Below are 25,293 nucleotides of genomic sequence, written 5' to 3'. Positions count from 1 at the left end.
TCCTCGTCCCGAGAGGCACAGGGCCGCAACAGAGTTCTCGCCTCGGGCGCATCCATCGGCATCCGCGTCAGAAGGAGTGCATGGAGGGGAGGTCGGGCAGGCTCGCCGGAGCGCCGAGCCATGCGGCCAGTGACACGGGGTCCGGCTGCTCGCCCCGCTGTACGGCGATGCGGGCGAAGGTGGCGCGAACCACCTCCGGACAGTGGACCAGGGCTCGTGCCGCCACGGCGTCGGCGGTGTCCAAAGACGCCGTCCCGGCGTCCCGGCGCAAGGTGAGAGCGAGCCGGGCCCAGTGTTCAGGCTGCTGAGGTTGCCGTGTCACCTGGTCGGTGGCGAGGCGGCGGGACTCGTGCCGACGGCCCTGGATGCGGGCCAGGTCGGCGGGGTCGTGGACGGTGTCCTCGTCCGGGGCGGTCGCCCACTGGCACAGCATCTTCGTGTAGTGGTTCAAGGAGGGGACGGCAGTGTCGGGCAGTAGTACGCCGGCGACCCTCCTCCTGGGTTCTTCCGCACCGGAGCGCCACGCTTCGGCCAGCTGCGACACGGCGTGCGGGTCGGGGGTCACATGGTGCAGTCGCCAGCGGACGCGATGGGCGACGGCGGCTTCCGTTGCGAGCGCGGTGATTTCCTCCGGCACGGCCGCGGGGACGGTCCACCTGGCCCTGCGGTCGCCCAGTCCGGCGATGAGCTCCCGCCCGGAATCGGTGAGACGTGCTGTCGACAGGGTCTCGAAGGCGTGCCCCGTCTGTATGCGCCAGTACGCGTACTGGAACTGGGCCCGCCGCCGCAGGTGCCGGTCGCGGGCCCAGTGGGTGAGTTCCCGCCAGAAGTCGACCACCGCGAAGAAGGCGAAGACGCCGTGCAGGAATCCCGGCAGCGGGCGCGGGGTGTCGCGCCACGGCGCATAGTAGAGCTCCCCGTCGGGCCCCTCGCGCTCCGTTTCGTAGAGGTCGAGGGAGTCCAGGACGGTGTCCAGTTCCATGTGGCGGAACTCGTGGACCAGGGTGGCGGCGAGTTCCACCGCGTCGGGGGGCGTGCTGAGCACGACGCCGCCGAACGCATCGCTCGACGACACGGACGTCATCGTGCCGGCGGTCGGCTCCGCCTCCGTCCGGGGGGTGAGGGCCGTGAGGGTCACCGCGAGGGCGTCGGCCTGCCCGGGCGTGAGATCGGAGAGCAGCTTTCCCGCATCGCGGATCGTCCGCCGCCATCGGGTCAGCGCCACCGGCCCCAGCGGGTCGGGCGGCACAGGCTCGTCACTCTCGCGGTAGGGGTCCACGTCTTCCAGGACGAGGTCGAAGCCGCGCCGCCCGACGGGTGTGCGCACCCGGTGGACGGGGACCCAGCCCGGCGGGTTCGGATCGCTCCGGCTCGGCAGCCGCACCTCCACGCCCTCGCCTCTGACGACGGCGGCGCCCCCCAGGGAGACGACCTGGGCTACGGCGGTCCCGGACGCACGCAGATCGGCGGCTCCCAGGCCGGGCAGGTGGACGTGACCGGCGTGCACGGGGACGGGCAGGGTGAAGAAGAGTCGGGCCCGGACGCCGACCGCCGCCGCGACCGAGTGGAGACGGAGGAGGTCGGCCGGCGGTGCCCCGGCCCAGGTGCGCGGTCCGCCCGGGGGTGTGTGCAGGGCGCGTAGGGCCCGGCTCAGCCAGCGGCCCACGGACGGGTGGAGCAGCACGGCCGTCACCGCACTCGGGTCGGCCCCTTTCGCCCGCACAAGGAGCTCCCGTACGTCCGAGGCCTTGAGTGACTCGGTCTCGCCCGAGGGTGTGACCACGGCTGTCAGGTCGATGAGTTCGTCCAGAACCACCGCTCGGGCCTCGCGTTGCTGGGCTCGCAGCCGTTGGGCCAGGGCGCCGTCCTCGGCGCCCGCGGCCATCGTGCGTAGATCGGCGGATGTGGGAAACGGCGGCCCGAGCATGTCCTTGGCGAGGTCCCGTTGTGGGACACGGTCCGCGGGCACCGGTGTGTAGCTCACCGGCCGCTGGGCGGACCCTGAGTAGCTGCTCCCCGAGTAGCCACCCCCTCCGCCTCCCTCTCCGCTCCGGTTCACCCGGGGCCGGATGTACCGTCCGACGAGGCGTGCGGCGGCAGTGTGGGAGGGGCTGGCCAGGGCCTGTTCGAGGGGGAGGTTCGCCAGGTCAGGGGCGGCGGGTGCACGTAAGTCCTGGTCGGCGGGGTGGATGTCGTCCATCGGTTGGCCTCCTCGAAGTGCCGCGTCGTCGCCGTCGCCGTCCGTTTGCCTACCGGGGGCGACCGTGTGCTCCGCGAGTTCCGCTCGTACTCCGGCGAGGTTGCGGGCGCAGCACAGGACGTCGGGATGCTGGTCGCCCAGCCGCCGCCTGCCGGCTTCGAGGACGGCCTCGAAGTGCTCCACCGCCAGGTCCGGCCGACCGAGCAGGTGCCAGGTCGTGGCGAGTTCGTGCCGGGCGGCGAGGGTGTCGGGGTGGTCGGAGCCCAGGTGGCGTTCGTTGAATCGCCAGATGTCGTCGAACTCGTCCCGCGCCCGCTTCAGGCATTCGGGGTCCGACTCGTGGTCGCGGATGAGCCGGGCGCGTTCGTGGCGGGCCATCGGCACGTCGGGGTGCTCGGGCCCCAGCACCGTCAGATATCCGCGTACGGCGTTCTCGATGGCCTCTTCCGCTTCCCTGGCGTGACCGGCCTCGCGCAGGGCACGGGCGAGTGTCACCCAGTTGGCCAGGGTGTCCAGGTCGTTCTCACCGACGAGCTCTGTGAACTCCCTTGAGAGGCTGCGCAGTTCGGCGACGGCTTCCTCATGGCGGTCGCGTTTGTGGGCCAGGATCGCCAACTCGTGCCGGATGCGCAGAATGCCGCGCGGGTAGGTCGGGGTCTTCAGGCGCATGGCCAGGGCCGCGCGTAACTCCTCCTCGGCGGATTCGTACCGTCCCAGCTCCCGCAGTACCCGGGCCCGGCCCGTCTTCGCCGACTGAAGGTAGGCGTGTCCGTCCGGCAGGGCGCGTGCGCAGGCCCGGCCCACGTCCTGGTACAACTGGTCCGCCTCGACGAGGGCGCCGGTTTGGCGTACCGCCCAGGCGCGGTGGAGGGCGGCGGCGATGGTGGCCGGGTGGTCGTCGCCGAGCAGCCGGGCCCGGAGCGAGCCGAGTGCGTCGAGTTCGGCGCTGGCTTCGCGGTACATGCCGAGGTCGGTGCGGTACTGCGCGGTCCGCACAGCGGGCTCGGTGGTCGCCACGGCCAGGTCCGGGTCCACCCGGTCGTCCTCGGGCAGCAGGGACAGGACCGCGGCACAGTGCGGGGCGATGGCCTGCCAGCGGGGCCAGTCCTTGGTGTCGAAGGGGTCGAGGGGGCCCGTGTGCCTCTCCAGCAATGCGGTGACGAGGCGCAGCAGCAGGGGCTTCTGGACGGTGAAGTCGGCGTGGGCGCGGCAGGCGGCCCGGACCATCGGATGAATGGTGATCCAGCGCTGGGGGCGGCCCTTCGCTCCGGCGGACTCGCGGGTTGTCTCGATGGTGATCAACTGGAGTCCGGCGAGGCCCTTCACCGCCTCCTGGAGCCGCTCTTCCGTGGGCGCGGTGAACAGTTCGCTTTCGGCGAGGAGTTCCGATGCGATGAGTTCCCGGTACGGAACGGGTGCCGGGCCCAGGGCCGAGAGCAACCGCAGGAGAGGGCGAGCCAGGTCGGTGCCCTGCCGGTGCAACAGGTCGAGGGAGAGCTCCCAGGTGCTGACGATCGCGCGGCGGTTGCGCTCGTCGGGGCCCAGATCCGTGTCGGGGTCGAACGCCATGTCGGCCAGACGGGAGTCGAAGCTGGCGCGGTACTCGTCGAACGTCTCGGGTGTCGAGGGCATCGGCCAGGGGTCATCCAGCGCCCGTGCCAGATAGGAGCCGGCGAGATTGAGGGCGAGAGGCAGACCTCCGAGGTGTTCGGCGAGTTCCCGGGCCTCCTCCGGCTCACCGGCCCCCGGAGCGAGATCGTGGAGGACTTCGGCTCCGTCGGAACCGGAGAGGTTGCCGACGTCGACCATGTGCACCCAGTCGCCCCAGCGTTCACGGCGGGATTCCCGGCTGGTGAGCAGCACCGTCCCCCAAGGGTGCGCGGGTGGGCGCAGCCAGCCGACGCCCTCGGCCGTACGGGCCGGCTCCGCCGCCAGCACCGAGGGGTCGTCGACGTTGTCCAGGACCAGTAGCCAGGGCGTGGTGAGGGCGTTGAGGAACCTCCACAGCACGTCAGCGGGATGGGATGGTCCGGCGAAGTCGGCGACCCGGGCGCCCGCGTCGAAGGCGACCGCGCGCAACGCCAGGGAGAGGGCCTCGGCGTCCGCTGCCGACACCCACCACACTCCCGTCATGGTGGCGGCCAGCCGGTGTGCCGTCTCCAGGGCGAGGGTCGTCTTGCCGCAGCCCCCCATGCCGGACAACAGCCATACGCCCCGCTCGGAGCCGTCGCCGTGGGCCCGCCGGGTGATCGCGGCGGTCAGTTCGCCCACCTGCCCGTCGCGCCCGCGCAGCCGGTCCGATGCGATCCTGCGCTGCGGGACGGCCAGTGGCACGGCGGCCGGGCCGGACGCCGGCGGGGCGAACCGGCCGAGCGGTCCGCCGATCCGGTCCGCGGGTGTCATGCCGTGGACGGTCGTTTCGGTGACGTCGGGCAATTCCTCGGGCGTCAGCCTGCGGCCCAGCACATGCTCCAGGTCGACGAGTTCGCGCCTGCTCAGGGTCTCGGCCCAGCGGTCCACCCGGCATGCGGCGATCCGGCCCGGCCCGTCGCTGCGGTGGTGGCGGGAGACGACTCCCACGAGGTGGCCTTCACAGAAGACAGCCGCACCGGACATGCCTTCCCAGGAGTCTTTGCGAGGGTCCGGGTCGTCCGCCGGGGGCGAGGTCACCTTCAGGTCGAGCGTGCCCTCGCCCCGGTTGGACAGTGCCGCGCAGGTGGTGTCCGCGTGCTCGGCGTCCCGGAAGAGCGAACCGTCGCTGTCGGTGCGGAGCTTGAAGCGTGGAAAGCCCAGCGCGGTGCAGCGCAGGACGACGTCCCGCTCCCCGATCCGGCCGTAGGACGCGGAGGGCGCCGCGCCCGTCACCGTCTCGCTCAGCCGGACCGGAACCACCAGTACGGCGACATCGATGCCGGTGTGCCGCCACTCCACGGCCGCCGCCACGGTCAGCACGTCCGGACGGTCGGCCTGGAAGCGGATCTCGATCGACGCCGCGTCCTCGATGACGTGGGCAGCGGTGAGCACGCGCCCCGCAGAGACGAGGTAGCCCGAGCCACGTCGGCGCGCACCGCCATTCGTGGGCGTGACGATGATCTTGGCGACCCGCTGCGGCACCAGCCCACGATCGATCCGCATGCGCCCTCGATCAGCGCTCGTCGCAGGCCTCGTCGCCCGCGATCATGGCGGGTCGCGGCGGGCCTCCGCCGACCGGGACGGTGGCGGGCGTGAGAGTGAGCTTGACGCGCTGCGTCTGCGCGTTCGCGTAGGTACCCCGAGTGTTCGCATCGACGACCCAGAACCGGACCTTGGCGTCGGCGCCCGCCTCGCGGGTGACGGCGACGGTCGCCTCGATCTCGACGGGGCCGGCCTCGAACCGGATGGCCTCGCCTGCGCCGTCCGCCAGGGCAGTGGTCAGCTGACTCCTCAACTCGCGGATCATGTCGGACAGTTCGATCATTATGACCCCCTCGTGCCGCGCTACCCGGATGCTACCGGCCCCGCCCCGCCCCCGAGGCTCTTCCGAAGCTCCCGCTTGAGAATCTTCCCGCTGGCGTTGCGCGGCAGGCCCTCTACGAACACCACCCGCTTGGGCGCCTTGAAGGAGGCGAGCTTCTCGCGGGTGTGGGCGATGAGTTCCGCCTCGGTGACCTCGCCGCGTGGGACGACGACGGCTGTGACGGCCTCGATCCAGCGCTCGTCGGGCAGGCCCACGACCGCCGTCTCGGCGACCTGGGGATGGGTGTACAGGGCGTCCTCGACCTGGCGTGAAGCGACCAGTACGCCACCGGAGTTGATGACGTCCTTCACCCGGTCGACGATCGTGTAGTAGCCGTGCGCGTCCCGTACCGCGAGGTCGCCGGAGCGGAACCAGCCGTCGCGGAAGGCCTCGGCGGTCTCCTCGGGCTTGTCCCAGTAGCCCTCGCACAGTTGCGGGGAGCGGTAGACGATCTCACCCGGGGTGCCGTCCGGTACGTCCCTGCCGTCCTCGTCGACCACCCGCGCGTCGACGAACAGCACCGGTCGGCCGCAGGAGTCCATGCGCCCCTTGTGTTCCTCGGGGGCCAGGACCGTGGCCAGGGGGCCGATCTCGCTCTGCCCGAAGCAGTTGTAGAACGCCAGGTCCGGCAGGCGTTCCTTCAGCCGTTCCAGGACGGGGACCGGCATGATCGAGGCCCCGTAGTACGCCTTGCGCAGGCCGCTCAGGTCGCGGGTGGCGAAGTCGGGGCGGTTGGACAGGGCGATCCAGACGGTGGGCGGGGCGAACAGGCTGTCCACGCGGCCCGCTTCGACCAGGTCGAAGAGCCGGTCGCCGTCGGGTGCGTCGAGGATGATGTTCGTCGCGCCGACCGCGAGGTAGGGCAGCAGGAAGACGTGCATCTGCGCCGAGTGGTAGAGGGGCAGCGAGTGCGCGGGACGGTCGCCCGCACTGAGGTCGAGGGCGGTGATCGCACTCAGGTACTCGTGGACCAGGGCCCGGTGCGTCATCATCGCGCCCTTGGGCAGGGCGGTCGTACCGGACGTGTACAGCAGTTGCACGAGGTCCTCGGTGCGCGGCTCCGGGCCGTCGTACGCGGGCGCGCCGGTGAGCCGGGCGAGGAGTGAGTCCTCGGCGTGGCGCAGGGGCAACGACCGTACGCCGTCGGGGAGTTGCCCGGCGAGGTCCGGGTCGGCGAGGACCAGGGAGCTGCCGGACTGGCCGATGATGTAGGCGAGGTCGTCGCCGGTCAGGTTCTGGTTGACGGGTACGTGCACCAGGCCCGCGCGGGCGCAGGCCAGGAAGGCGATCAGGTAGGCGTCGGAGTTGTGGCCGTACGCGCCCACCCGGTCACCCGGGGACAGCCCCTGGCCGAGGAGGACGCTCGCCGCGCGGGAGACGGCGGTGTCCAGTTCGTCGTACGTCCACGTGCGGTCGCCGTACTCCACCGCGACGCGCGCCGGGGTGCGTCGGGCGCTGCGCCGCAGGACTGCGTCGACCGTGCTGCCGTGTCCGGGCGTCGTCATGACACATGATCCTCGGTTCACCGCCGGGCGAGGTCAAGAACCGTGGGGCTCAACCCTGCCGCCGTCAGAGGCGTCCGGTGTGATGGTACTGACGTGCGCATGCGGCACATCTGCACGCTCAAGTCTCTTTTCCCTCAATGACATTGGAGGGCACGATGCGTAGCCGCCTGAGACGACTCGTTCTCGGGGCCACGGCCCTGTTCACGGCCGCGTCCGCGTTACCCGCGGCCGCGGCCCCGAGCCAGGGACGAGCGGAGCAGCACCCGTCCCGCGACGGACTGTCCGCCGTCATCCGCTACACCGAGTACGGCATCCCGCACATCCTCGCGAAGAACTACGCCGACCTGGGCTTCGGTACGGGCTGGGCGCAGGCCGCCGACGAGGTCTGCACGCTGGCCGACGGGTTCGTGACCCTGCGGGGCGAGCGTTCCCGGCACTTCGGCGCCGGCACGGCCGCCGGCGGCGCCCTCTCCGGGGCCAGGACGAATCTCGCCAGTGACCTGTACTTCCGCGGAGTCCGTGAGACCCGCACGGTGGAGAAGCTGCTCGCCGAGCCCGCGCCCGTGGGCCCGAGCCGTGAGGCCCGGGACATGATGCGCGGCTGGGCGGCCGGTTACAACGCCTGGCTGAAGCAGAAGAAGATCACTGATCCGGCTTGCGCGGGCGCCTCCTGGGTCCGTCCGGTCACCGAGCTGGACGTGGCCGCCCGCGGCCTCGCCATCGCCTCGATCTCCGGCGAGGGGCGCTTCGTGGACACGATCACGGCCGCGCAGCCACCGACCGGAGCCGGCACCGCCTCCGGCTCCCCCTCCTCCCGGCCCGCCGCCCGCACGCCGGACGCGAAAGCCGTGGCGAAGGCGGCCGACGAGCTATGGGGCGACCCCGGCATGGGCTCCAACGCGGTCGCCTTCCGCGGCGACACGACGGCGAACGGCAGCGGTCTGCTGCTGGGCAACCCGCACTATCCGTGGCAGGGCGGGCGCCGGTTCTGGCAGTCACAGCAGACGATCCCCGGAGAGCTGAACGTCTCCGGTGGTGCTCTGCTCGGCACCCCGGCGATCTCCATCGGCTTCAACGCACATGTGGCGTGGAGCCACACCGTCTCGACCGGCATACCGGCCAACTTCCACCAGCTGACGCTGGATCCGGCCGATCCCACGACGTACCTGGTGGACGGCGAGCGGGAGCGTATGACGAAGCGGACCGTGACGGTCGCGGTGAAGGACGGCGAGCCGGTGACCCGCACCCAGTGGTGGACCCGCTACGGTCCTGTCGTCACCTCCCTCAGCTCCCAGGTCCCGCTGCCGTGGACGAGCACGACGGCCTACGCCCTGCACGACCCGAACGCCGCGAATCTCCGCTTCGCCGACACCTCGCTCGGCTTCGGCAAGGCGCGGAGCACGGACGACGTCCTCGGGTCCCTCGCCCGGCACCAGGGCATCCCCTGGGTGAACACGATCGCCGCCGACCGCGCGGGACATTCCCTCTTCACCCAGTCCCAGGTGCTTCCGCGCATCACCGACGAGTTGGCCGAGCGCTGCTCGACGGCGCTGGGCAGGACCATGTATCCGGCGTCCGGTATCGCGATCCTCGACGGCTCGCGCCGCGACTGCGCCCTGGGCAGCGATCCCGACGCGGTGGCGCCGGGCATCTTCGGGCCGGCGCGGATGCCGACGCTCCAGGACGCGCCGTACGTGGAGAACTCCAACGGCACCGCGTGGATGACCAACGCCGACCGGCCGATCACCGGATACGAGCGGGTCTTCGGCACCGTGGAGACGCAGCTCGGGCTGCGCACGCGCGGCGGGATCGAGGACGTGGCGGCGATGGCGGACCGGGGCCGCCTGACCGTACGCGACCTGCAACGGCAGCAGTTCGCCAACCGGGTGCCCGCGGGTGATCTCACCGCGACGGACGTGGCACGGGCGTGCGCCGCGCTGCCCGGCGGCACGGCGGCGGGCAGCGACGGCAAGGCCGTCGACGTGTCGGCGGCCTGTGGGGTGCTGACGGCGTGGGACCGCACCATGGACACCGGGAGCCGGGGCGCGCTGCTGTTCGACCGGTTCTGGCGGAAGCTGGAACAGGCGGTGCCGACGGCCGAGTTGTGGAAGGTGCCGTTCTCGGCGGCGGACCCGGTGCGTACGCCTAACACGCTGAACACGGACGCGCCCGGCTTCGCCGTCGCCCTCGCCGACGCGGTGGCGGAACTGCGCGCCGCGGGCATCGCGCTCGACGCGCCGCTCGGCGCGCACCAGTTCGTCGTCCGCGGCGGTGAGCGCCTTGCGATGCCCGGCGGCGCGGGACGGCTCGGCGTGTGGAACGTGCTCGAACCGACGTGGAACGCGGCTCAGGGCGGCTACACGGAGGTGCCGTTCGGCAGCAGTCACCTCCAGGCGGTGGGCTGGGACGGCAGCCGCTGCCCGGTGGCCCGCACCCTGCTGACGTACTCCCAGTCGTCGAACCCCGAGTCGCCTCACCACGCCGACCAGACCCGGCTGTTCTCCGGTGAGAAGTGGGTGACGTCGCGCTTCTGCGAGAAGGACGTCCTGTCCTCGCCGAAGCTGAAGGTCGTCCGGGTGCACGAGCGCCGCTGACCGTGGCCGCGGGGTGCCGCTCCGGTGGGGCGGCACCCCCGTTCATCTCGTCATCCCCGGTCGGCCCGGGGCCCGTACATCAGCCGGCGCAGCACCGCTTCGGCGGGGCCCCGGCGGCCGGTCCGTTCCAGTGCGTACGCTCCGGCCACGGTGACCAGCCAGACGGCGAACGCGAAGAGTGCCATGGTCGTGCTGCCCAGGTGCGCGCCGAGGCCGAGTCCCCAGGCGGCCAGCACCGGGGCGAAGAGCAGCGAATGGGCGAGGTAGCAGGACAGGGACCGTTTGCCGACGGAGGCCACCGCCGTCACCGCCGTCGTGCCGCGGCGGGTCCCGCGGGTGGTCCACCAGTGCGCGAAGAGAGCGACGGCGGCGACATAGCCGAGGCCCGCGGCGTTGCCGGTGATGTCGCGGAGGGCCGTGAGCGCCCCGGATTCGCTCTGCATGTCGTCCGGCACGTGCAGGACGCCGATGTGGGCGAGGGCGGCGGGCAGCGCGCCGAGCCAGCCGGCCGCGATGCCGATGACCGCCGTCCGGCGCAGCAGCGTGCGGTGGCGGCCCGGCTCCTCCAGGATGCGGCGGCGCGCGGCCCGGAAGCCGAGCAGGAAGAGGATGTACCCGCCGCCGACGAGGGTCAGCGGGGCGGCGGCGAAGGTGATGAACAGGCCTGTCCGGAGCCGGGTGCCCGCCGCGGTGAGCCAGTTCTCCTCGTCCGGCGCGTACGCCTTGAAGCCCGCGTCGGCGTCGGCGTCGCCCAACGTGCCCAGCTCGCCCTGGAGCAGCGCGGAGATGACGGGCCCGGCCGTGACGAGCACCATCAGGGCGACTCCGATCCAGATCCACCACGTCAGGGCGCGTTCGCCGCGCCGCAGGAAGGCCAGGCCCAGGATGAGGCTCAACACTCCGTAGAAGCCGATGATGTCGCCGGACATCAGCAAGGTGGCGTGCGCCAGGCCGATGACGATCAGCCAGAGGCTGCGCCTGCGCAGGACCTTCGCGGCGACGCGCCCGTCGGTGCCGGCGGCGGTCTGCCGGAGGTAGAGCTGCATCATGCCGTAGCCGAAGAGGAAGGCGAAGAGCGGGTAGATCCGCAGGTCAAGCACCATGATCATGGTGAACTGCACGGCGTGGTCCAGCCACGAGCCGTCCACGGGCTGCCATCCGGAGGGCCCGCGCCGGGCCGCCCACAGATGGAAGGCGGTGTTGGACAGCACGATGCCCAGCAGCATGACGCCGCGGGCGAGATCGGGGGCGAGTGCCCGTTCGCCGGGCCGTACGCCCCCACGCCGCAGCGGTGCCTCTTCGGTCGCGATCGTCATGGCTTCACGCTAGGAAGGCGGGGCCCGGCCGGACATCGGCCGGAGGGCGAGCGGGCGCCGACCAAAGGATGACTCCCGTGCCCGCCCGCGCGACCAAAGCCGCACCGCCGCCTCACACCGGCCGGGTCCGGCCCTCCCAGTACGGCTGCCGCAGCCGTCGCTTGTACAGCTTGCCGTTGGGGTCGCGGGGCATCTCGGTGATGAAGTCGACGCTCCTGGGCCGCTTGTAACCGGCGAGCAGGTGCGCGCAGTGGTCGAGGAGGTCGGCCGCGAGGGCGCGCCCGGGCCGGTGTCCGGGGGCCGGTTCGACGACGGCCTTGACCTCCTCGCCCCAGTCGTCGTGCGGGATGCCGAAGACGGCGGCGTCCGCGACGGCGGGGTGGGCGAGCAGGGCCGACTCGATCTCGGCCGGGTAGATGTTGACGCCGCCGGAGATGATCAGGTCGATCTTGCGGTCGCGCAGGAACAGGTAGCCGTCCTCGTCGAGGTGGCCGAGGTCGCCGACGGTGAAGAAGTCGCCGATGCGGTTCTTGCGGGTCTTGGCCTCGTCCTTGTGGTAGGAGAAGCCGCCGGTGTTCATCTTCATGTAGACGGTGCCCAGTTCGCCGGGCGGCAGCCGGTTGCCGTCGTCGTCGAAGATCGCGAGTTCGCTGATGGGCCAGGCCTTGCCGACGGTGCCGGGTTTCTTCAGCCAGTCCTCGGCGGTGGCGAAGGCGCCGCCGCCCTCGCTGGCCGCGTAGTACTCCTCCACACAGGGGCCCCACCAGTCGAGCATGGCCCGTTTCACGTGGTCGGGGCAGGGCGCGGCGCCGTGGATGGCGTGCCGCATGGAGGAGACGTCGTAGCGGTCCTTCACCTCGTCGGGCAGGGCCAGCAGGCGGTGGAACTGGGTGGGGACCATATGGGTGTGGGTGCAGCGGTGGGCGTCGATGAGGCGGAGCATCTCCTCGGGCGTCCACTTGTCCATCAGGACCAGCCGGTGGCCGATGTGCAGGGACGCGCCGGCGAACTGGAGCACGGCCGTGTGGTACAGCGGTGAGCACACCAGGTGCACGTTGTCGTCGAAGGGCCGGATGCCGAAGATGCCGAGGAAGCCGCCGAGGTAGGCCTCCTCCGGCGGTTTTCCGGGCAGCGGGCGCCGGATGCCGCGCGGGCGGCCGGTGGTGCCCGAGGTGTAGTTCATGACCCAGCCGAGCGTGCGGTCGGCGGGCACCGACTCGGGCTGACCGTAGAGGAGTTCGGCGTAGGGGCGGAAGTCCTCGACCGGGCCGACGGCGTAGCGGTGGGTGGCCGGGAGCCCGGCCTCGTCGGCGGCGTGGCGTGCGGCGTCGGCGAAGCGCTCGTGGGCGAGGAGGACCTTGGCGCCGGAGTCGGAGACGATCCACGCGATCTCCGGTCCGACGAGATGGTGGTTGACGGGGACGAGGTAGAACCCGGCCTGGCTGGCGGCCAGGTACGCGGTGAGGAACTCGACGCCGTTGGGCAGGACCACCGCGAAGGTGTCGCCGCGTTCCAGCCCGGCCGCGCGCAGGCCGTGGACGAGCCGGTTGGCGGCGGCGTGCAGGCGGCCGGCGGTCCACTCCTCGCCGTCGGGGGCGGCCAGGACCGCGCGGTCGGGGTCGGCGGTGGCCTGGGCCCAGAAGCCCGCGGGAACGCTGCTGGTCACTGGCCGCTCCTTCCGGCGATGCGGTTGATGCGGTCCACGGCCTGTTCGAAGCCGCGGGTGAGGTCGTCGAAGACGGCCTGGACGCTGCGTTCGCTGTTCATCCGGCCGACGATCTGCCCGACCGGGGTGCCGAGCAGGGGATCGACCTCGTACTTCTGGATGCGCGAGACGGCCTCGGCGACCAGCAGGCCCTGCAACGGCATGGGCAGCGGGCCGGGCCCGGCCGGGTCGTCCCAGGCGTCGGTCCACTCGGTGCGCAGCTGGCGTGCGGGCTTGCCGGTCAGCGCGCGGGAGCGGACGGTGTCGCCGGAGCCGGCCGCGAGCAGCTTGCGGGTGAGGGCTGGCGAGTGGAGGTCCGCTTCTGTGGTGGTCAGCCATATGGAGCCCAGCCACACACCTTGAGCGCCGAGGCTGAGTGCGGCAGCCACCTGCTGTCCGCTGCCGATGCCGCCGGCGGCCAGCACGGGCAGCGGGGCGACGGCGTCGACGACCTCGGGGGTGAGCACCATGGAGGCGATCTCGCCGGTGTGGCCGCCGGCCTCGTAGCCCTGCGCCACGACGATGTCGATCCCGGCGTCCTTGTGCTTGCGGGCGTGCCGGGCGCTGCCCGCGAGGGCGGCGACGAGGACGTCCTGGTCGTGGGCGCGGGCGACGACGTCGGCGGGCGGGGAGCCGAGGGCGTTGGCCAGGAGCCGGATCGGGTACTCGAAGGCGACGTCGAGCTGGGTGCGGGCGACCTGCTCCATCCATCCGGTGATGCGCCAGCCGGACGCCTCGCCCTCGGCGAGCTCGGGCACGCCGTGTTTGGCGAGGGTGTCCCGGACGAACTGCCGGTGGCCCTCGGGGATCATCGCCTCGACATCTGCTTCCGTGACGCCCTCGACCTTCTTCGCCGGCATCACGACGTCCAGGCCGTACGGCCGGCCGTCCACGTGCGCCTCGATCCAGTCCAGGTCCCGTTTGAGCTCGTCGGGGGCGGTGTAACGGACCGCGCCGAGCACGCCGAGGCCGCCGGCCCGGCTGATGGCCGCGGCGACGGCGGGGAACGGCGTGAAGCCGAAGACGGCGTGCTCGACTCCCAGTTTCTGGCTCAGCTCCGTCTGCATGGGCGCAGGATGCCGGAGTCCTCCGGAGGACGGAAGAGATTGTCTGATGCTGCGTCAGATTCCCGGTACGTTCTCCGCCAGATTCGTGGAGGCGTGCGGCGGACATACTTCCGGCGACACGCGAGACGGTTGAGGCGAAGGAGTTGCGCGGTGACCGACAGAGCGGCGAGCGGTGAACTGACCCGGCGTCAACTGGGCAGAGGGGGGCTGGCCCTCGGCGGTGCGCTCGCCCTCGCCCCGCTGCCCGCCGGACCTGCCGAAGCCGCCCCGGCGGCTAGCGCTCACCGCCCCACGCTGCGACACGGCTCGGCCGCCCGCGCCGGACTGCTCACCTCCCATCTGCGGCAACTCGTCGCCGACGCCGAGGCGTTCCTCGGCCCCTCCCCCGAGCACCCCTGGTACGCGGGCGCCGTCCTGCTCGCGGGACGGGGCGGCACCGTCGCCCTGCACCGGCCCATCGGCACGGCGGTGCGCTACCGGGCCTACGACGAGAAGACCGACACCGGCATCGAGTTCCCGGCCGACGAGCAGATCCCCATGGCCGAGGACACCGTCTTCGACCTGGCGTCGGTGTCGAAGCTGTTCACCTCGCTCCTCGCCGTGCAGCAGATGGAGCGGGGCAGGCTGGAGCTGGAGGGGAAGGTCGCCTCGTACCTGCCGGACTTCGGCCGCGCGGGCAAGCAGGACATCACGATCCGTCAGCTCCTCACGCACACCTCGGGCTTCCGCGCCTGGATCCCGCTGTACAGCGCTCCGACGTACGAGGAGAAGCTCCAGCTCATCTGGAACGAGGCGCCGGTCAGCACTCCGGGCACGGCGTATCTGTACTCGGACTTGAATCTCATCTCGCTCCAGCTCGTACTGGAGCGGATCACGGGCCGCTCTCTGGACGTCCTCCTCCGCGACGAGATCACCGCGCCGCTCGGCCTGCGCCGCACCCGCTACAACCCGCCCGCCTCCTGGCGGCCGAGGATCGCGGCCACGGAGGACGCGCGCCCACCGTGGTCCGGCCTCGACCGGGGCCTGGTCTGGGGCGAGGTGCACGACGAGAACGCCTTCGGCCTCGGCGGGGTCGCGGGCCACGCGGGCGTGTTCTCCGACGCGTGGGACCTCGCGGTCCTCGGCCGTACGCTGCTCAACGGCGGTGTCTACGGGCGGGCGCGGATCCTGACGCCGGAGTCGGTGGAGCTGATGTTCACCGACTTCAACACCGCGTTCCCCGGGGACGAACACGGCCTCGGCTTCGAGCTCTACCAGCACTGGTACATGGGCGCGATGGCCACGCCGCGCAGCGCCGGGCACACCGGCTTCACGGGCACCTCGCTGGTGCTCGACCCGACGACCGACTCGTTCCTCGTCGTCCTGGGCAACTCGGTGCATCCGGTGCGCAGTTGGCGGTCCGGGTCGGCTCCCCGGGTGGCCGCCGCGAACAATCTGGCGCGGGCCGTGCCGGTCCGGCCGGAGCGGGGACGCACGGCCTGGTTCTCCGGGATGGCGGTTTCCGCCACGGCTACGCTCACCCTCCCCACGCTCGACACGTCGTCCGGCCGGGCGCGGCTGCGCTGCGCGCTGTGGTGGGACACCGAGCCCGGAGCCGACGTGCTGGTCCTGGAGGCGACGGCCGACGGGGGCACGACCTGGCAGCCGGTGCCCTTCACGACGTCCCGCCGGGGTGAAGACCCCCGCCGGCACCCGTCGGGCTCGGTCACGGGCTGGTCCGGCCGCGTCTGGCACCGGGTCTCGGCCGGCCTCCCCGCCGCTCGCCGGCTGGTCCTGCGGTGGCGGTACGCGTCGGACCGGCGGTACGTCGGCCGCGGGGCCTATGTGGACGGGCTGCGTGTGGACGCGGCCGACGGCGTCCTCTTCGACGAGGCGCGCCCGGCGGACGCGGCGCGCGTCGAAGCGGTGGGGTGGACACCGTCGGCCGACTGAGCCGGTCCGGTCACTGGTTGAAGACGACCTTCTGCACCTTCGTGCTGTCGGAGTGCCCCACAGGACGGCAGTGATTCAGTCGTTCCCGGTTTCCAGTACCGCCATGGCCGCGTTGTGCCCGGGCACCCCGCTGACCCCGCCCCCGCGCACCGCGCCGGCCCCGCACAGCAGCACGTTCGCTTGCCGGGTCTCCACGCCCCAGCGGCCCGTGCCGTCCTGGGCGTGGGGCCAGCTCAGCTCGCGGTGGAAGATGTTGCCGCCGGGCAGCCCGAGATCCCGCTCCAGGTCGAGCGGGGTCCGGGCCTCGATGCAGGGCCGTCCGTCCGCGTCGGTGGCCAGACAGTCGGCGAGCGGTTCGGCCAGGTGGGCGTCGAGCTGGGCGAGTGTCGACTTCAGCAGCTCCTCGCGTACGGCGTCGTTGTCCCGCTCGAACAGGCGGGCCGGGGTGTGCAGGCCGAAGAGGGTGAGCGTCTGGCAACCCTGGCCGGCCAGGTCCGGGCCGAGGATGGTCGGGTCGGTGAGCGAGTGGCAGTAGATCTCGGAGGGCGGCGCGGCCGGCAGGTCACCGGCGGCGGCCTGCGCGTGGGCGGTGGCCAGCTGCTCGTAGCCCTCGGCGATGTGGAAGGTGCCGGCGAACGCCTCGCGCGGGTCGACGGCGCCGTCCCGCAGCCGCGGCAGCCGCGTGAGCAGCATGTTCACCTTGAGCTGGGCGCCCTCGGCGGGGGCCGGGGGCATGTCGCCGGTCAGTTCCGCCAGGGCCTGCGGGGAGGCGTTCACCAGGACGTGCCGGGCGGCGACGGTGCCCTCGCCGTCGGCGGTGCGGTAGGTGACCTCGGCCGTGCCGCCGTCCGTGGCGATGCGCAGCGCCTCGTGGCCGGTGGCGAGGACGGCTCCCGCGGCGATTGCCGCGTCGGCCAGGGCGTCGGTGAGGGCTCCCATGCCGCCCACCGGCACGTCCCAGTCGCCGGTGCCGCCGCCGATCACGTGGTAGAGGAAGCAGCGGTTCTGCTTCAGCGACGGGTCGTGGGCGTCGGCGAAGGTGCCGATGAGCGCGTCGGTGAGGACCACGCCGCGCACCAGGTCGTCCGCGAAGCGCTCCTCGACGGCGACCCCGATCGGCTCCTCGAACAGCGTCCGCCAGGCCTCCTCGTCGTCGAGGCGGCGGCGCAGTTCCTCGCGGGTGGGCAGCGGCTCGGTGAGGGTCGGGAAGACCCGCTGGGCGACGCGGCCGGTCATGCCGTAGAACTCCTGCCAGGCCCGGTACTCGCGGTCGGAGCCGGTGAGCCGGGCGAACGCCTTCCTGGTCCGCCGATCGCCGCCGCCGACGAGGAGCCCGGTGGGGCGGCCGTCGCGTTCGGCGGGCGTGTAGGAGGAGATGGTCCGGGTGCGGACCCGGAAGTCCAGGCCGAGGTCCCGCACGATCTTCTTCGGCAGCAGGCTGACCAGGTACGAGTAGCGCGACAGCCGGGCGTCGACCCCGGCGAACGGCCTGGTGGACACCGCCGCGCCACCGGTGTGGTCCAGCCGCTCCAGCACCAGCACGGAACGTCCGGCCCGGGCCAGGTAGGCGGCGGCGACCAGGCCGTTGTGGCCACCGCCGACGATGACGGCGTCGTACGTCCGGTGTGCGCGGGGTCCCAGGGGTGCGGTCATGGTTCTTCGTAACACGGGGTGATCCAGGTCGGCCAGACGAACGGCGACCGGGCGTCTCGACAGTGCGCTGACGGGCCAGGGCGGCGGTGCCGGTGGCCGGGGACAGCACGACCACCCGCCACCCCCCGTCACCCCCCGGCCGAAGCCCGCTGCCCGCGCAGGGCCGCCACCCTGCGGTACAGCGCCACGGCCTCGTCGCTGCGGCCCAACTGCTGGAGGCAGTGCGCTTCGTCGTTGCGGCCGGCGAGGGTGTCGGGGTGGTCCGGGCCGAGGACGCGTTCGCGGGTGGCGGCCACTCGGCGGTACTCGGTGAGCGCGTCGGCCCAGCGGCCCAGCCAGCCGAGGCCGACGGCGACCTCGCGGCGGCTGACCAGGGTGTCCGGGTGGTCGGGGCCGAGGACGCGCTCGCGGACGGCGCTCACGTCGCGGGACTCGGCGAGGGCCTCCTCCCAGCGGCCGAGCCGGCCGAGGTTGACGCAGCGGCCGTGGCGGGCGCGCAGGGTCTCGGGGTGCGCGGGGCCCTGGACCCGGGTGCGGTCCGAGGCCAGGGCGCTGTAGAGGTCGAGGGCCTCCGCGCTGTGGCCCAGGCGGCCCAGGCTGATGCCGACCTCGTGGCGGGCGGCGAGGGTGTCGGGGTGGTCGGGACCGAGGGCCCGGGACCGGGCATCGGCGACCTCGCGGTAGGTCTCCAGGGCTTCCGCCCAGCGGCCCAGCTGGCCGAGCGCGTAGGCGACCTCGTAGCGCGTGACCAGGGTGTCGGGGTGGTCCGGCCCGAGCACCCGGGCGCGGGCGGCGGCCACCTCGCGGGCCATGCGGTAGGAGTCCTCCAGGCGGCCGAGGCGGCTGAGGTTGAAGGCGAGGTTGTGCCGGCAGCGCAGGGTGTCCGGGTGGTCGGGCCCCATCGTGCGCTCCCGGGAAGTGAGTACCGAGGTGTACACCCGGTGGGCGTCGAAGGGACGGCCGAGCCGGCCGAGCACGTAGGCCATCTCCTGGCGGGCCGCCAGCGTGTCGGGGTGGTCGGCGCCGAGCGAGCGGATCCTGGCCTCGGCGACGTGCTTGTACTCACGCAGGGCGTCCGCGGCGCGGCCGGTGCGGCTGAGGGTGAAGGCGACCTCGTAGCGGCTGGCGAGGGTGTCCGGGTGGTCGGGGCCGAGGAGGTGCTCGCGTTCGGCGGCGACCGCCCGGTGCACCTCCCCCGCCTCCGCCCAGCGGCCGAGCCGGCCGAGGCTCAGGCCCGCGTTGTGCCGGCCGGCCAGGGCGGTCAGGACCTCCGGGGGCGGGGCGGGCCGCTGTTCGGGGGCGGGTTCCTCGACGGGACCGGTGGCGGGCCGCGCGATCCACTCGCCGGACAGTCCGGCGGCCGGGTCCGGCGGCGTGGTGCGCAGTCCGGCACCTGCCGCCTTGTGGCCGGTGGTCATGCCGTGGGTCCAGGACGGCAGCCGGCCCGCGTGCGCCATCGCGCCGGGAGCGGGGCGGGCCGCCACGACGGTCGGCACGTACGCGGGCGCGGCCCGGTGCGCGCTGATCCGGCGGGCCAGCTCGCGGGCGTCGCCGGGCCGTTCGTCGGGTTCCTTGGCGAGCAGGTCCAGGATGACCCGCTCGAGGTACGCGGGCAGTTCGGGGCGGTACTCGCACGGCGGGCGGGGCGGGGTGTCGCGGTGGCCGACGAGGATCGCCCAGGCGTCGTCGAGGTCGAACGGCGGTACGCCGGTGGCGATCTCGTACAGCACGCAGCCGAACGAGTACAGGTCGCTGCGCTGGTCGACCTCGGTGCCGCCGATCTGCTCCGGGGACATGTAGTGCGGGGTGCCCATGGCGATGCCGGTGCCGGTCAGCCGGGAGGTGAAGCCGATGTCGTGGCCGAGCCGGGCGATGCCGAAGTCGCAGATCTTCACCGTGCCGTCGCCGATCCGCACGATGTTGGCGGGCTTCAGATCGCGGTGGACGATGCCCTGTTCGTGGCAGTAGGCGAGGGCGGCGGCGACCTGCTCGGCGATCTCCACGACGTCCGCGACCGGCAGCGGGTGCTGCTTGTTGTCCTCCAGGAGCTGGCTGAGGTTACGGCCGTCCAGCAGTTCCATGACGAGGTAGAGGACGCCGTCGGACTCGCCGAAGTCGTGCACGACGGTGATGCCGCGGTGCTGGAGCGCGGCGGCCACCCGGGCCTCGCGGCGGAACCGCTCCCGCAGCACGCGCGTGAACGCGTGGTCGTGGTTCGGGCCCAGCGGTTTGAGGCACTTGACGGCGACGTGCCGGCCCAGGGACTCGTCCCGTGCCCGCCACACCTCCCCCATGCCGCCGCGCCCGATCAGGTCGAGCAGCCGGTACCGGCCGTGGATCAGCCTGGTCTCCCCCATCTCGCGCGACGCTCCCCCCGGTAGCTGTTCGCCCGCCCCTCCCCTGGCCCACCCAGTATGGCGGCCTGTCGTCCGAGTTTGTACGGCGCCGGACGCGCGTCCGGTCCGAGCCTCGCCATGGCGCGCAGGATGTGTTTGGGCGGGAGTTGCCACCGCACACGTGCGGGAACGCGGCGCAGCAGGAGACCGGTGAGACGCAGTTGCCGGGTGACGGTGGCGGGTGCGGGGGCCGGTCTGCCGTACAGCTCGTGGGCGTACGGAGGCAGGGAGGCGTACGCCAGTTGTGCCACGCGCCGCCACAGCACCTCGCGCAACGGTACGAGAAGGGGATGCGTCGGCGGGCGGAGCAGGAAGTCGTCCACCTCGCGCGCTTCGGGCCCGGCGGTCAGTTCGGGGCGCACCTTCTCGAAGTACGCCGCCAGTTGGGCCCTGTCGGCGGGTACGGACTCGGGGTCGAGACCCACCAGGCGTGCGCTCTCCCGGTGTTCGGCCACGTAGCGGTCGGCCTCGGCGTCGGTGAGCCGGAACCCGGATCTGCGCAGGACGTCCAGATAGGAGTCGATCTCGGCGCAGTGCACCCAGAGAAGCAGACCGGGTTCGTCGACGCCGTAGCGCTCGCCGGTGTCCGGGTCGGTCGCCGTCAGCATGCCGTGGATCTTCCGGACGCGGGCGCCCGCCCGCTCGGCGGCCTCGGTGGTGCCGTACGTCGCCGTGCCGACGAAGTTCGCGGTGCGCATCAGGCGGCCCCAGGCGTCACGCCGGAAGTCGGAGTTCTGCATGACGCCGCGTACCGCGCGGGGGTGCAGGGCCTGGAGGTACAGCGCCCGGACGCCGGCGATCCACATCATCGGGTCGCCGTGCAGCTGCCAGGTCACCGAACCGGGTCCGAACAGCCCGGGGTCCGCGCCGGTCATGCGACTCACCTCCGCCCGGCGCCCACGATGACACAGTTCGAACAATCGGTCGATGCTGCCGGGTTCGTCACCTCGCCCTGCGGTTCGCCTCTGCTGTCCGATTGTTGAGATTTAATCGACCCGGTTCAAGCTTTGGTAAGGCTCTCCTTATATGCTGACGTCGCCGATCAAGCCCTCACCGGGCCGCTGCGGCATGCCCGACCTCCGCACGACAGGACTGACATGCGCACCACCTCCCGCGGTCTCATAGCGGCGCTCACTCTCACCCCTCTGCTGGCCGGCTGCTTCGCGCCGAGCGACAGCGGCGACGGCACGGGGAACGGAGCGGGATCGGGCGGTCGGCTGCGGGTCGCGCTGGCCGTGCCGCCGGCGCAGGCGCTGTCCCCGTACAGCAACGACGCCACCGTGTTGAGCAAGCTGTCCGTCGCCGAAGGCCTCACCGCCCTCGACCGGAACGGCACGGCCAAGCCCGCGCTGGCGAAGTCCTGGAAGCAGGACGACGACACCACCTGGACCTTCGAGCTGCGCAAGGCCGAGTTCCAGGACGGCACCCGGCTCACCGCCCAGTCCGTCGTCGACGCCCTCGGCCACGCCGGGCAGGCCAAGCCCAAGCCCCGCGTGCTGAGCGACGTGGCCCTCACCGCCAAGGCCGACGACGCCGACACCGTCACCCTCACCACCAAGTCGCCCGACCCGGTGCTGCCGCTGCGGCTGGCCAGTCCCGCACTGGCGATCCTGTCGGCGAAGGCGTACGGCAAGGACGGCGCCGTCAGCCCGGTCGGCACCGGCACCGGCCCGTTCGAGATCACCCGGCTCAGCGGCAAGACCAAGGCGAAGCTCGACCGCTTCGACGGCTACTGGGGCGGCAAGGCGAAGGCGCCCGGCATCGACGTGAGCTGGATCGCGGACGGCACCGCCCGCGCCAACGCGCTGCGCGGCGGCGAGGCCGACATCGCCGAGTGGATCCCCACCGCCCAGGCGAAGCTACTCGACAAGGACACGCGGCACGAGGTGCCCTCCGTACGCACCGACAGCCTGATCCTCAACACCGGCAGCGGCCTGTTCACCGACGCCGGTCTGCGCGCGGCCGCCCGGAAGGCCGTCGACGGTTCCGCCTTGGTCGACTCCGTCTTCGGCGGGTACGCCGACCCCGCGCAGGGCCTGTTCGGGCCCGCCGTGCCGTGGGCCGCCGACAAGCGGGTGGCCGTGACCGGCCGCGCCGAGGCCGACACCGCCGCCCAGGTGAAGGCCGCGACCAAGGGCAGGACGCTGCGGCTGGCCACCTACACCAACCGGGCCGAGCTTCCCGAGGCCGCGACCGTGCTCCAGCAGCAGTTGGAAAAGGCCGGGTTCACCGTGAAGCAGGACGTGCGCGAGTACACGCAGATGGAGGGCGACCTCCTCGCCGGGAAGTACGACGCCCTCGTCTTCTCCCGGGTGACGCTCCTCGACACCGGTGACGCGGTCGACTACCTGGCCAGCGACTTCACCAGCGAGGGCGTCTACAACATCCCCGGGCTGAAGGACGGCGCGGTGGACAAGGCCATCCGGGCCGCCGCCGCGGAGCGCGACACGGAGCGCCGCCAGGAGAAGATCATGCGGGCGGAGGCGGAGATCCTGCGCACCGACGCCGTCGTTCCGCTGGTCCACGAGCAGGCGGTGCAGGGCATCGCCACCGGTGTCGAGGGCGTCATCCTCGACCCGCGCGAGCGCTCCCTCGTCGACGTCGACACGCACGCCGGGTAACGCATGAGCGTCGCCCACGCCCCCGCCGCCCGCCTGTCCCTCTGGCCGGCGGCGGCCGGCCGTGTGCTCGCCGGAGCCGCGCTGCTCGGTGCCGTGGCCCTGCTGCCGTGGCTGACCGGCGCGGACCCGGCCCGCACGGTGCTGCGAGCCCGCTCCGCCGACCAGAACCCGACAGCCGCGGAACTGGCAGCCGTACGGGAGCAGTTGGGGCTGGACGAGGGGCCGCTCGCGCATCTCGCGCACTGGCTGGGCGGCCTGCCGCGCGGGGACGCGGGCGTCTCGTGGGTCTCCGGCGAACCGGTCATGCCGCAGGTGGGGACCGCCCTGTCGGTCTCCCTGACGCTGATGCTGGGCGCGCTCGTGGTGACCGCCCTGGTGGCCACGCTGGTGTGTGCCCGCACCGTGTTCCTCGGCTCCCGGCGCCGGCTGCGGCAGGACCGGACGGGCACCACGGCCGCCGTGCTGGCCGCCCTGCCGAAGTTCCTGCTCGCCTCGGTGCTGGCCACCGTGTGCGGGGTCTGGTGGGGATGGTTCCCGTCCAGCGGCTGGGAGGGGCCGCAGTCGATGGTGCTGCCCTCGCTCGCCCTCGGCATCCCCTCGGGCGCGATGCTCGGCGGACTGCTCGACCAGGCGCTGCCCGCCGCCTTCCACGAACCGTGGGCGCGCACGGCGTACGCCGTCGGGCTCCCGCCCGGCAACATCGCCCGCAACGCGCTGCGCCGCACCCTGCCCGGCATGCTGCCGCAACTGCTGCCGACCGTCGTGGCCCTGGTCGGCGGTGCGGTCGCGGTGGAGAAGATCTTCAACATCCCCGGGCTCGGCCGGCTCGCCCTTGAGGCCGCCGTCGCGCAGGACCTCCCGGTGCTCCAGACCGCGACCCTGGCGCTGGTCCTGCTCGGCGTGAGCGCCGGCATCCTGATCCGGGCCATGCGCCACGCGCTCCTCGGCCGCCCCCTGCGCGACGGCGCCCTGCCGGCCCTGCACCGGCCTCCGCTCTTCCCGCCGCGATCCCTGCGCTGGATCACCGCGGCATGTTCGGTGGCCCTGCTCGCCCTTGTCACGGTGGGCCTCCTGCGCGACCCCTTGCAGGTCGACACGGCGGCGCGGCTGGTGGCCCCGTCCCTCGAACATCCCCTGGGCACGGACGCGCTGGGCCGGGATCTACTGGCCCGGCTGGGCCACGGGGCGCTGCGCACGGCCGGTGTCGCCTTCGCCGTGACGGCGGTCAGCGCGGTCACCGGGCTCCTGCTGGGCATGGCACCGCGGGCGAGCGCCGGTCCGACGGAGGTCGTGTCGACCCTGCCCGCGGTCCTCACCGGCCTGCTGATCGCGGGCGTCACCGGGCCTTCGGTGTGGGGAGCGGCGATCGCGGTCTGCGTGGTCGGCTGGAGTCCGTACGCCGCCCAGACCGCCGCGCTGCTCGAACAGGAACACGCGAGCGGTCACGTCGCCGCGTCCGTCGCGCTCGGCGCGGGACGGCTGCACCTGCTGCGCCGCCACCTGCTCCCCGCGGTCATGCCGGCCCTTCTCCGCAACGCCCTGCTGCGGCTGCCGACCACCGTCCTGGTCCTGGCCTCGCTCGGCTTCCTCGGCCTTGGCGAACAGCCGCCCACCCCCGAGTGGGGCCGGCTCCTGTCGGAGAACCAGCCGTACGCCGAACTCGCCCCCTGGACGGTGCTCGGCCCGGCCGCCGCGCTGGTGGTGCTCTCCGTGCTGGCGGTGACGGGCAGCGCGCTGGGACGCGAGAAGGGCGAGTAGCAGGCGCCCCGGCCGGTGGGCTCCACGGGCCGGGGCGCCTGCTACTCGCCCTTCAGACGAGGCCTTCAGACGGGGCGCGTCTCGTCGACCACGTAGCCCCGCCGCTTGTCCACGACGTTGCGCAGAGGGCGGCCTTCGATGTGCCGGGTGAGGTTGTCGAGGAACACCTCGACAAGTGCCTCCCGCTCGCTGGTGGTCTCGCCCGCCGTGTGCGGGGAGATCATCACGCCGGGCATGTCCCACAGCGGCGACCCGGCCGGCAGCGGCTCCTGGCCGAAGACGTCCAGGGCGGCGCCGGCGAGCCGGCCGGCGGCGAGGTGGTCGGTGAGCGCCTCCTCGTCGACGAGTCCGCCCCGGCCGACGTTGATCAGTCGGGCCCCCGGCTTCATGGCCGCCAGCACGGAGGCGTCGACCATGCCCCGGGTGCCCTCGGTGAGGGGCGCGGCCAGGACGACGTAGTCCGCCTCCGTCAGGGCGGAAGTCAGGGTCGCCGAGCCGTGGACCGTGCCGAAGTCGGGGTCGCCCGTGCGGGCCTTGCGGCCGGCGCCGCAGACCCGCATCCCGGTGGCACGCAGCAGCCGGGCGATGGCCCGGCCGATGGGCCCCGTGCCCCAGACCAGCACCGTGCGTCCGGTGATGCCGTCACTGGGCCGCGGACGCCACTCGCGACGCCGCTGGTGCTCCCAGGTGCCGGGGAAGTCCTTGGCGAGGGCGAGGATCAGGCCGAGGACGTACTCGGCGGTCGGCCGGTCGTAGACGCCGCGGGCGTTGGTGAGAACGACGCCCGGATCGTCCACCAGGGCGGGGAAGAGCAGGGAGTCCACGCCCGCGGAGGACGCGTGCACCCAGCGCGGTGCCTTCTCGGGGTTGTCGGGCCAGGCGTCGCGGATGGCCGGGGTGATGGTGACCCAGGCCAGCAGGGCGTCGGCGCCGGGGAGGAGGTAGGGCAGCTCCTCCTCGGTGGCGTAGACGGTGTCCGCGAGGCGTTCGATGAGACCGGTGGCGGGTGGCCGGTTGCCCCGGTAGAGGACGACGAGTCGGTCGGGCATG

The 25,293-nt window shown here is 72.8% G+C and carries 14 protein-coding genes; 4 read left to right on the top strand and 10 right to left on the bottom strand.

Going from position 1 to position 25,293, the window contains the following annotated elements:
* Nucleotides 1-67: 67 nt before the first annotated feature.
* From ACIBNA_RS25105 to ACIBNA_RS25095, 3 genes are read right to left on the bottom strand one after another with little or no spacing between them, the layout of a single operon-like run.
* Complete coding sequence (locus tag ACIBNA_RS25105; RefSeq protein ID WP_399167373.1) at nt 68-5,335, bottom strand: aKG-HExxH-type peptide beta-hydroxylase; 5,268 nt, start codon at nt 5,333-5,335, stop codon at nt 68-70.
* 10 nt (nt 5,336-5,345) lie between these two features.
* Nucleotides 5,346-5,657: a trypco2 family protein gene (locus ACIBNA_RS25100; RefSeq protein WP_399167372.1), complete on the bottom strand. Its 312-nt coding sequence runs from the start codon at nt 5,655-5,657 to the stop codon at nt 5,346-5,348.
* 20 nt (nt 5,658-5,677) lie between these two features.
* Nucleotides 5,678-7,201, bottom strand: a complete 1,524-nt coding sequence (locus ACIBNA_RS25095; RefSeq protein WP_399167371.1) for an acyl-CoA synthetase — start codon at nt 7,199-7,201, stop codon at nt 5,678-5,680.
* A gap of 155 nt (nt 7,202-7,356) precedes the next feature.
* Between ACIBNA_RS25095 and ACIBNA_RS25090 the strand changes: the two genes are divergently transcribed.
* Nucleotides 7,357-9,795 carry a penicillin acylase family protein gene (locus ACIBNA_RS25090; RefSeq protein WP_399167370.1) on the top strand — a complete coding sequence of 813 codons (2,439 nt, stop codon included), beginning with the start codon at nt 7,357-7,359 and terminating at the stop codon, nt 9,793-9,795.
* A gap of 50 nt (nt 9,796-9,845) precedes the next feature.
* Here the strand turns inward: ACIBNA_RS25090 and ACIBNA_RS25085 are convergent, their stop codons facing one another.
* The 3 genes from ACIBNA_RS25085 to ACIBNA_RS25075 all read right to left on the bottom strand — a co-directional run bounded on the left by ACIBNA_RS25085 (nt 9,846) and on the right by ACIBNA_RS25075 (nt 13,883).
* On the bottom strand, nt 9,846-11,111 hold the full coding sequence (locus tag ACIBNA_RS25085) for a DUF418 domain-containing protein (protein ID WP_399167369.1): 1,266 nt from the start codon (nt 11,109-11,111) through the stop codon (nt 9,846-9,848).
* 112 nt (nt 11,112-11,223) lie between these two features.
* The gene (locus ACIBNA_RS25080; RefSeq protein ID WP_399167368.1) at nt 11,224-12,777 is read right to left on the bottom strand and encodes an acyl-CoA synthetase; all 1,554 of its coding nucleotides are present in this window, start codon (nt 12,775-12,777) and stop codon (nt 11,224-11,226) included.
* Nucleotides 12,774-13,883: an NAD(P)H-dependent flavin oxidoreductase gene (locus ACIBNA_RS25075; protein WP_399167367.1), complete on the bottom strand. Its 1,110-nt coding sequence runs from the start codon at nt 13,881-13,883 to the stop codon at nt 12,774-12,776. Before ACIBNA_RS25075 ends, ACIBNA_RS25080 begins: the two co-directional genes overlap by 4 nt.
* A gap of 150 nt (nt 13,884-14,033) precedes the next feature.
* Here ACIBNA_RS25075 and ACIBNA_RS25070 point away from each other — a divergent pair, with 150 nt between their 5' ends.
* Nucleotides 14,034-15,815 carry a serine hydrolase gene (locus ACIBNA_RS25070; RefSeq protein WP_399167366.1) on the top strand — a complete coding sequence of 594 codons (1,782 nt, stop codon included), beginning with the start codon at nt 14,034-14,036 and terminating at the stop codon, nt 15,813-15,815.
* A 75-nt stretch (nt 15,816-15,890) separates the two neighbouring features.
* On the opposite strand, the gene ACIBNA_RS25065 is transcribed toward ACIBNA_RS25070, so the two are convergent.
* The 3 genes from ACIBNA_RS25065 to ACIBNA_RS25055 form a co-directional block, all read right to left on the bottom strand.
* Nucleotides 15,891-17,468: a phytoene desaturase family protein gene (locus ACIBNA_RS25065; RefSeq protein WP_399167365.1), complete on the bottom strand. Its 1,578-nt coding sequence runs from the start codon at nt 17,466-17,468 to the stop codon at nt 15,891-15,893.
* 128 nt (nt 17,469-17,596) lie between these two features.
* Nucleotides 17,597-19,825 carry a tetratricopeptide repeat protein gene (locus tag ACIBNA_RS25060; protein ID WP_399167364.1) on the bottom strand — a complete coding sequence of 743 codons (2,229 nt, stop codon included), beginning with the start codon at nt 19,823-19,825 and terminating at the stop codon, nt 17,597-17,599.
* Nucleotides 19,807-20,739, bottom strand: a complete 933-nt coding sequence (locus tag ACIBNA_RS25055) for an oxygenase MpaB family protein (protein WP_399167363.1) — start codon at nt 20,737-20,739, stop codon at nt 19,807-19,809. The genes ACIBNA_RS25060 and ACIBNA_RS25055 overlap by 19 nt, the downstream gene beginning before the upstream one ends.
* A 222-nt stretch (nt 20,740-20,961) precedes the next feature.
* Here ACIBNA_RS25055 and ACIBNA_RS25050 point away from each other — a divergent pair, with 222 nt between their 5' ends.
* Nucleotides 20,962-22,485, top strand: coding sequence for an ABC transporter substrate-binding protein (locus tag ACIBNA_RS25050; RefSeq protein WP_399167362.1), 1,524 nt, complete (start codon nt 20,962-20,964; stop codon nt 22,483-22,485).
* A 3-nt stretch (nt 22,486-22,488) separates the two neighbouring features.
* Nucleotides 22,489-24,243, top strand: coding sequence for an ABC transporter permease subunit (locus ACIBNA_RS25045; RefSeq protein ID WP_399167361.1), 1,755 nt, complete (start codon nt 22,489-22,491; stop codon nt 24,241-24,243).
* Between the two features lie 65 nt (nt 24,244-24,308).
* On the opposite strand, the gene ACIBNA_RS25040 is transcribed toward ACIBNA_RS25045, so the two are convergent.
* Nucleotides 24,309-25,292: a D-2-hydroxyacid dehydrogenase gene (locus ACIBNA_RS25040; protein WP_399167360.1), complete on the bottom strand. Its 984-nt coding sequence runs from the start codon at nt 25,290-25,292 to the stop codon at nt 24,309-24,311.
* Between the last annotated feature and the right edge of the window lies 1 nt (nt 25,293).

It is taken from the genome of Streptomyces sp. NPDC050164 (assembly GCF_044459945.1).
Taxonomy (GTDB): domain Bacteria; phylum Actinomycetota; class Actinomycetes; order Streptomycetales; family Streptomycetaceae; genus Streptomyces; species Streptomyces coeruleorubidus_A.
The sequence above is the reverse complement of the archived record's forward strand: the minus strand, read 5'-3'. Positions and strand labels throughout refer to the sequence as shown.

Excerpts from the sequence above, each read along its gene's own strand:
- ACIBNA_RS25105 (WP_399167373.1), bottom strand. The coding sequence starts at position 5,335 with ATGCGGATCGATCGTGGGCTGGTGCCGCAGCGGGTCGCCAAGATCATC.
- ACIBNA_RS25060 (WP_399167364.1), bottom strand. The coding sequence starts at position 19,825 with ATGGGGGAGACCAGGCTGATCCACGGCCGGTACCGGCTGCTCGACCTG.
- ACIBNA_RS25040 (WP_399167360.1), bottom strand. The coding sequence starts at position 25,292 with ATGCCCGACCGACTCGTCGTCCTCTACCGGGGCAACCGGCCACCCGCC.
- ACIBNA_RS25050 (WP_399167362.1), top strand. The coding sequence starts at position 20,962 with ATGCGCACCACCTCCCGCGGTCTCATAGCGGCGCTCACTCTCACCCCT.
- ACIBNA_RS25095 (WP_399167371.1), bottom strand. The coding sequence starts at position 7,201 with ATGACGACGCCCGGACACGGCAGCACGGTCGACGCAGTCCTGCGGCGC.
- ACIBNA_RS25090 (WP_399167370.1), top strand. The coding sequence starts at position 7,357 with ATGCGTAGCCGCCTGAGACGACTCGTTCTCGGGGCCACGGCCCTGTTC.
- ACIBNA_RS25055 (WP_399167363.1), bottom strand. The coding sequence starts at position 20,739 with ATGACCGGCGCGGACCCCGGGCTGTTCGGACCCGGTTCGGTGACCTGG.
- ACIBNA_RS25085 (WP_399167369.1), bottom strand. The coding sequence starts at position 11,111 with ATGACGATCGCGACCGAAGAGGCACCGCTGCGGCGTGGGGGCGTACGG.
- ACIBNA_RS25065 (WP_399167365.1), bottom strand. The coding sequence starts at position 17,468 with ATGACCGCACCCCTGGGACCCCGCGCACACCGGACGTACGACGCCGTC.
- ACIBNA_RS25075 (WP_399167367.1), bottom strand. The coding sequence starts at position 13,883 with ATGCAGACGGAGCTGAGCCAGAAACTGGGAGTCGAGCACGCCGTCTTC.
- ACIBNA_RS25100 (WP_399167372.1), bottom strand. The coding sequence starts at position 5,657 with ATGATCGAACTGTCCGACATGATCCGCGAGTTGAGGAGTCAGCTGACC.
- ACIBNA_RS25045 (WP_399167361.1), top strand. The coding sequence starts at position 22,489 with ATGAGCGTCGCCCACGCCCCCGCCGCCCGCCTGTCCCTCTGGCCGGCG.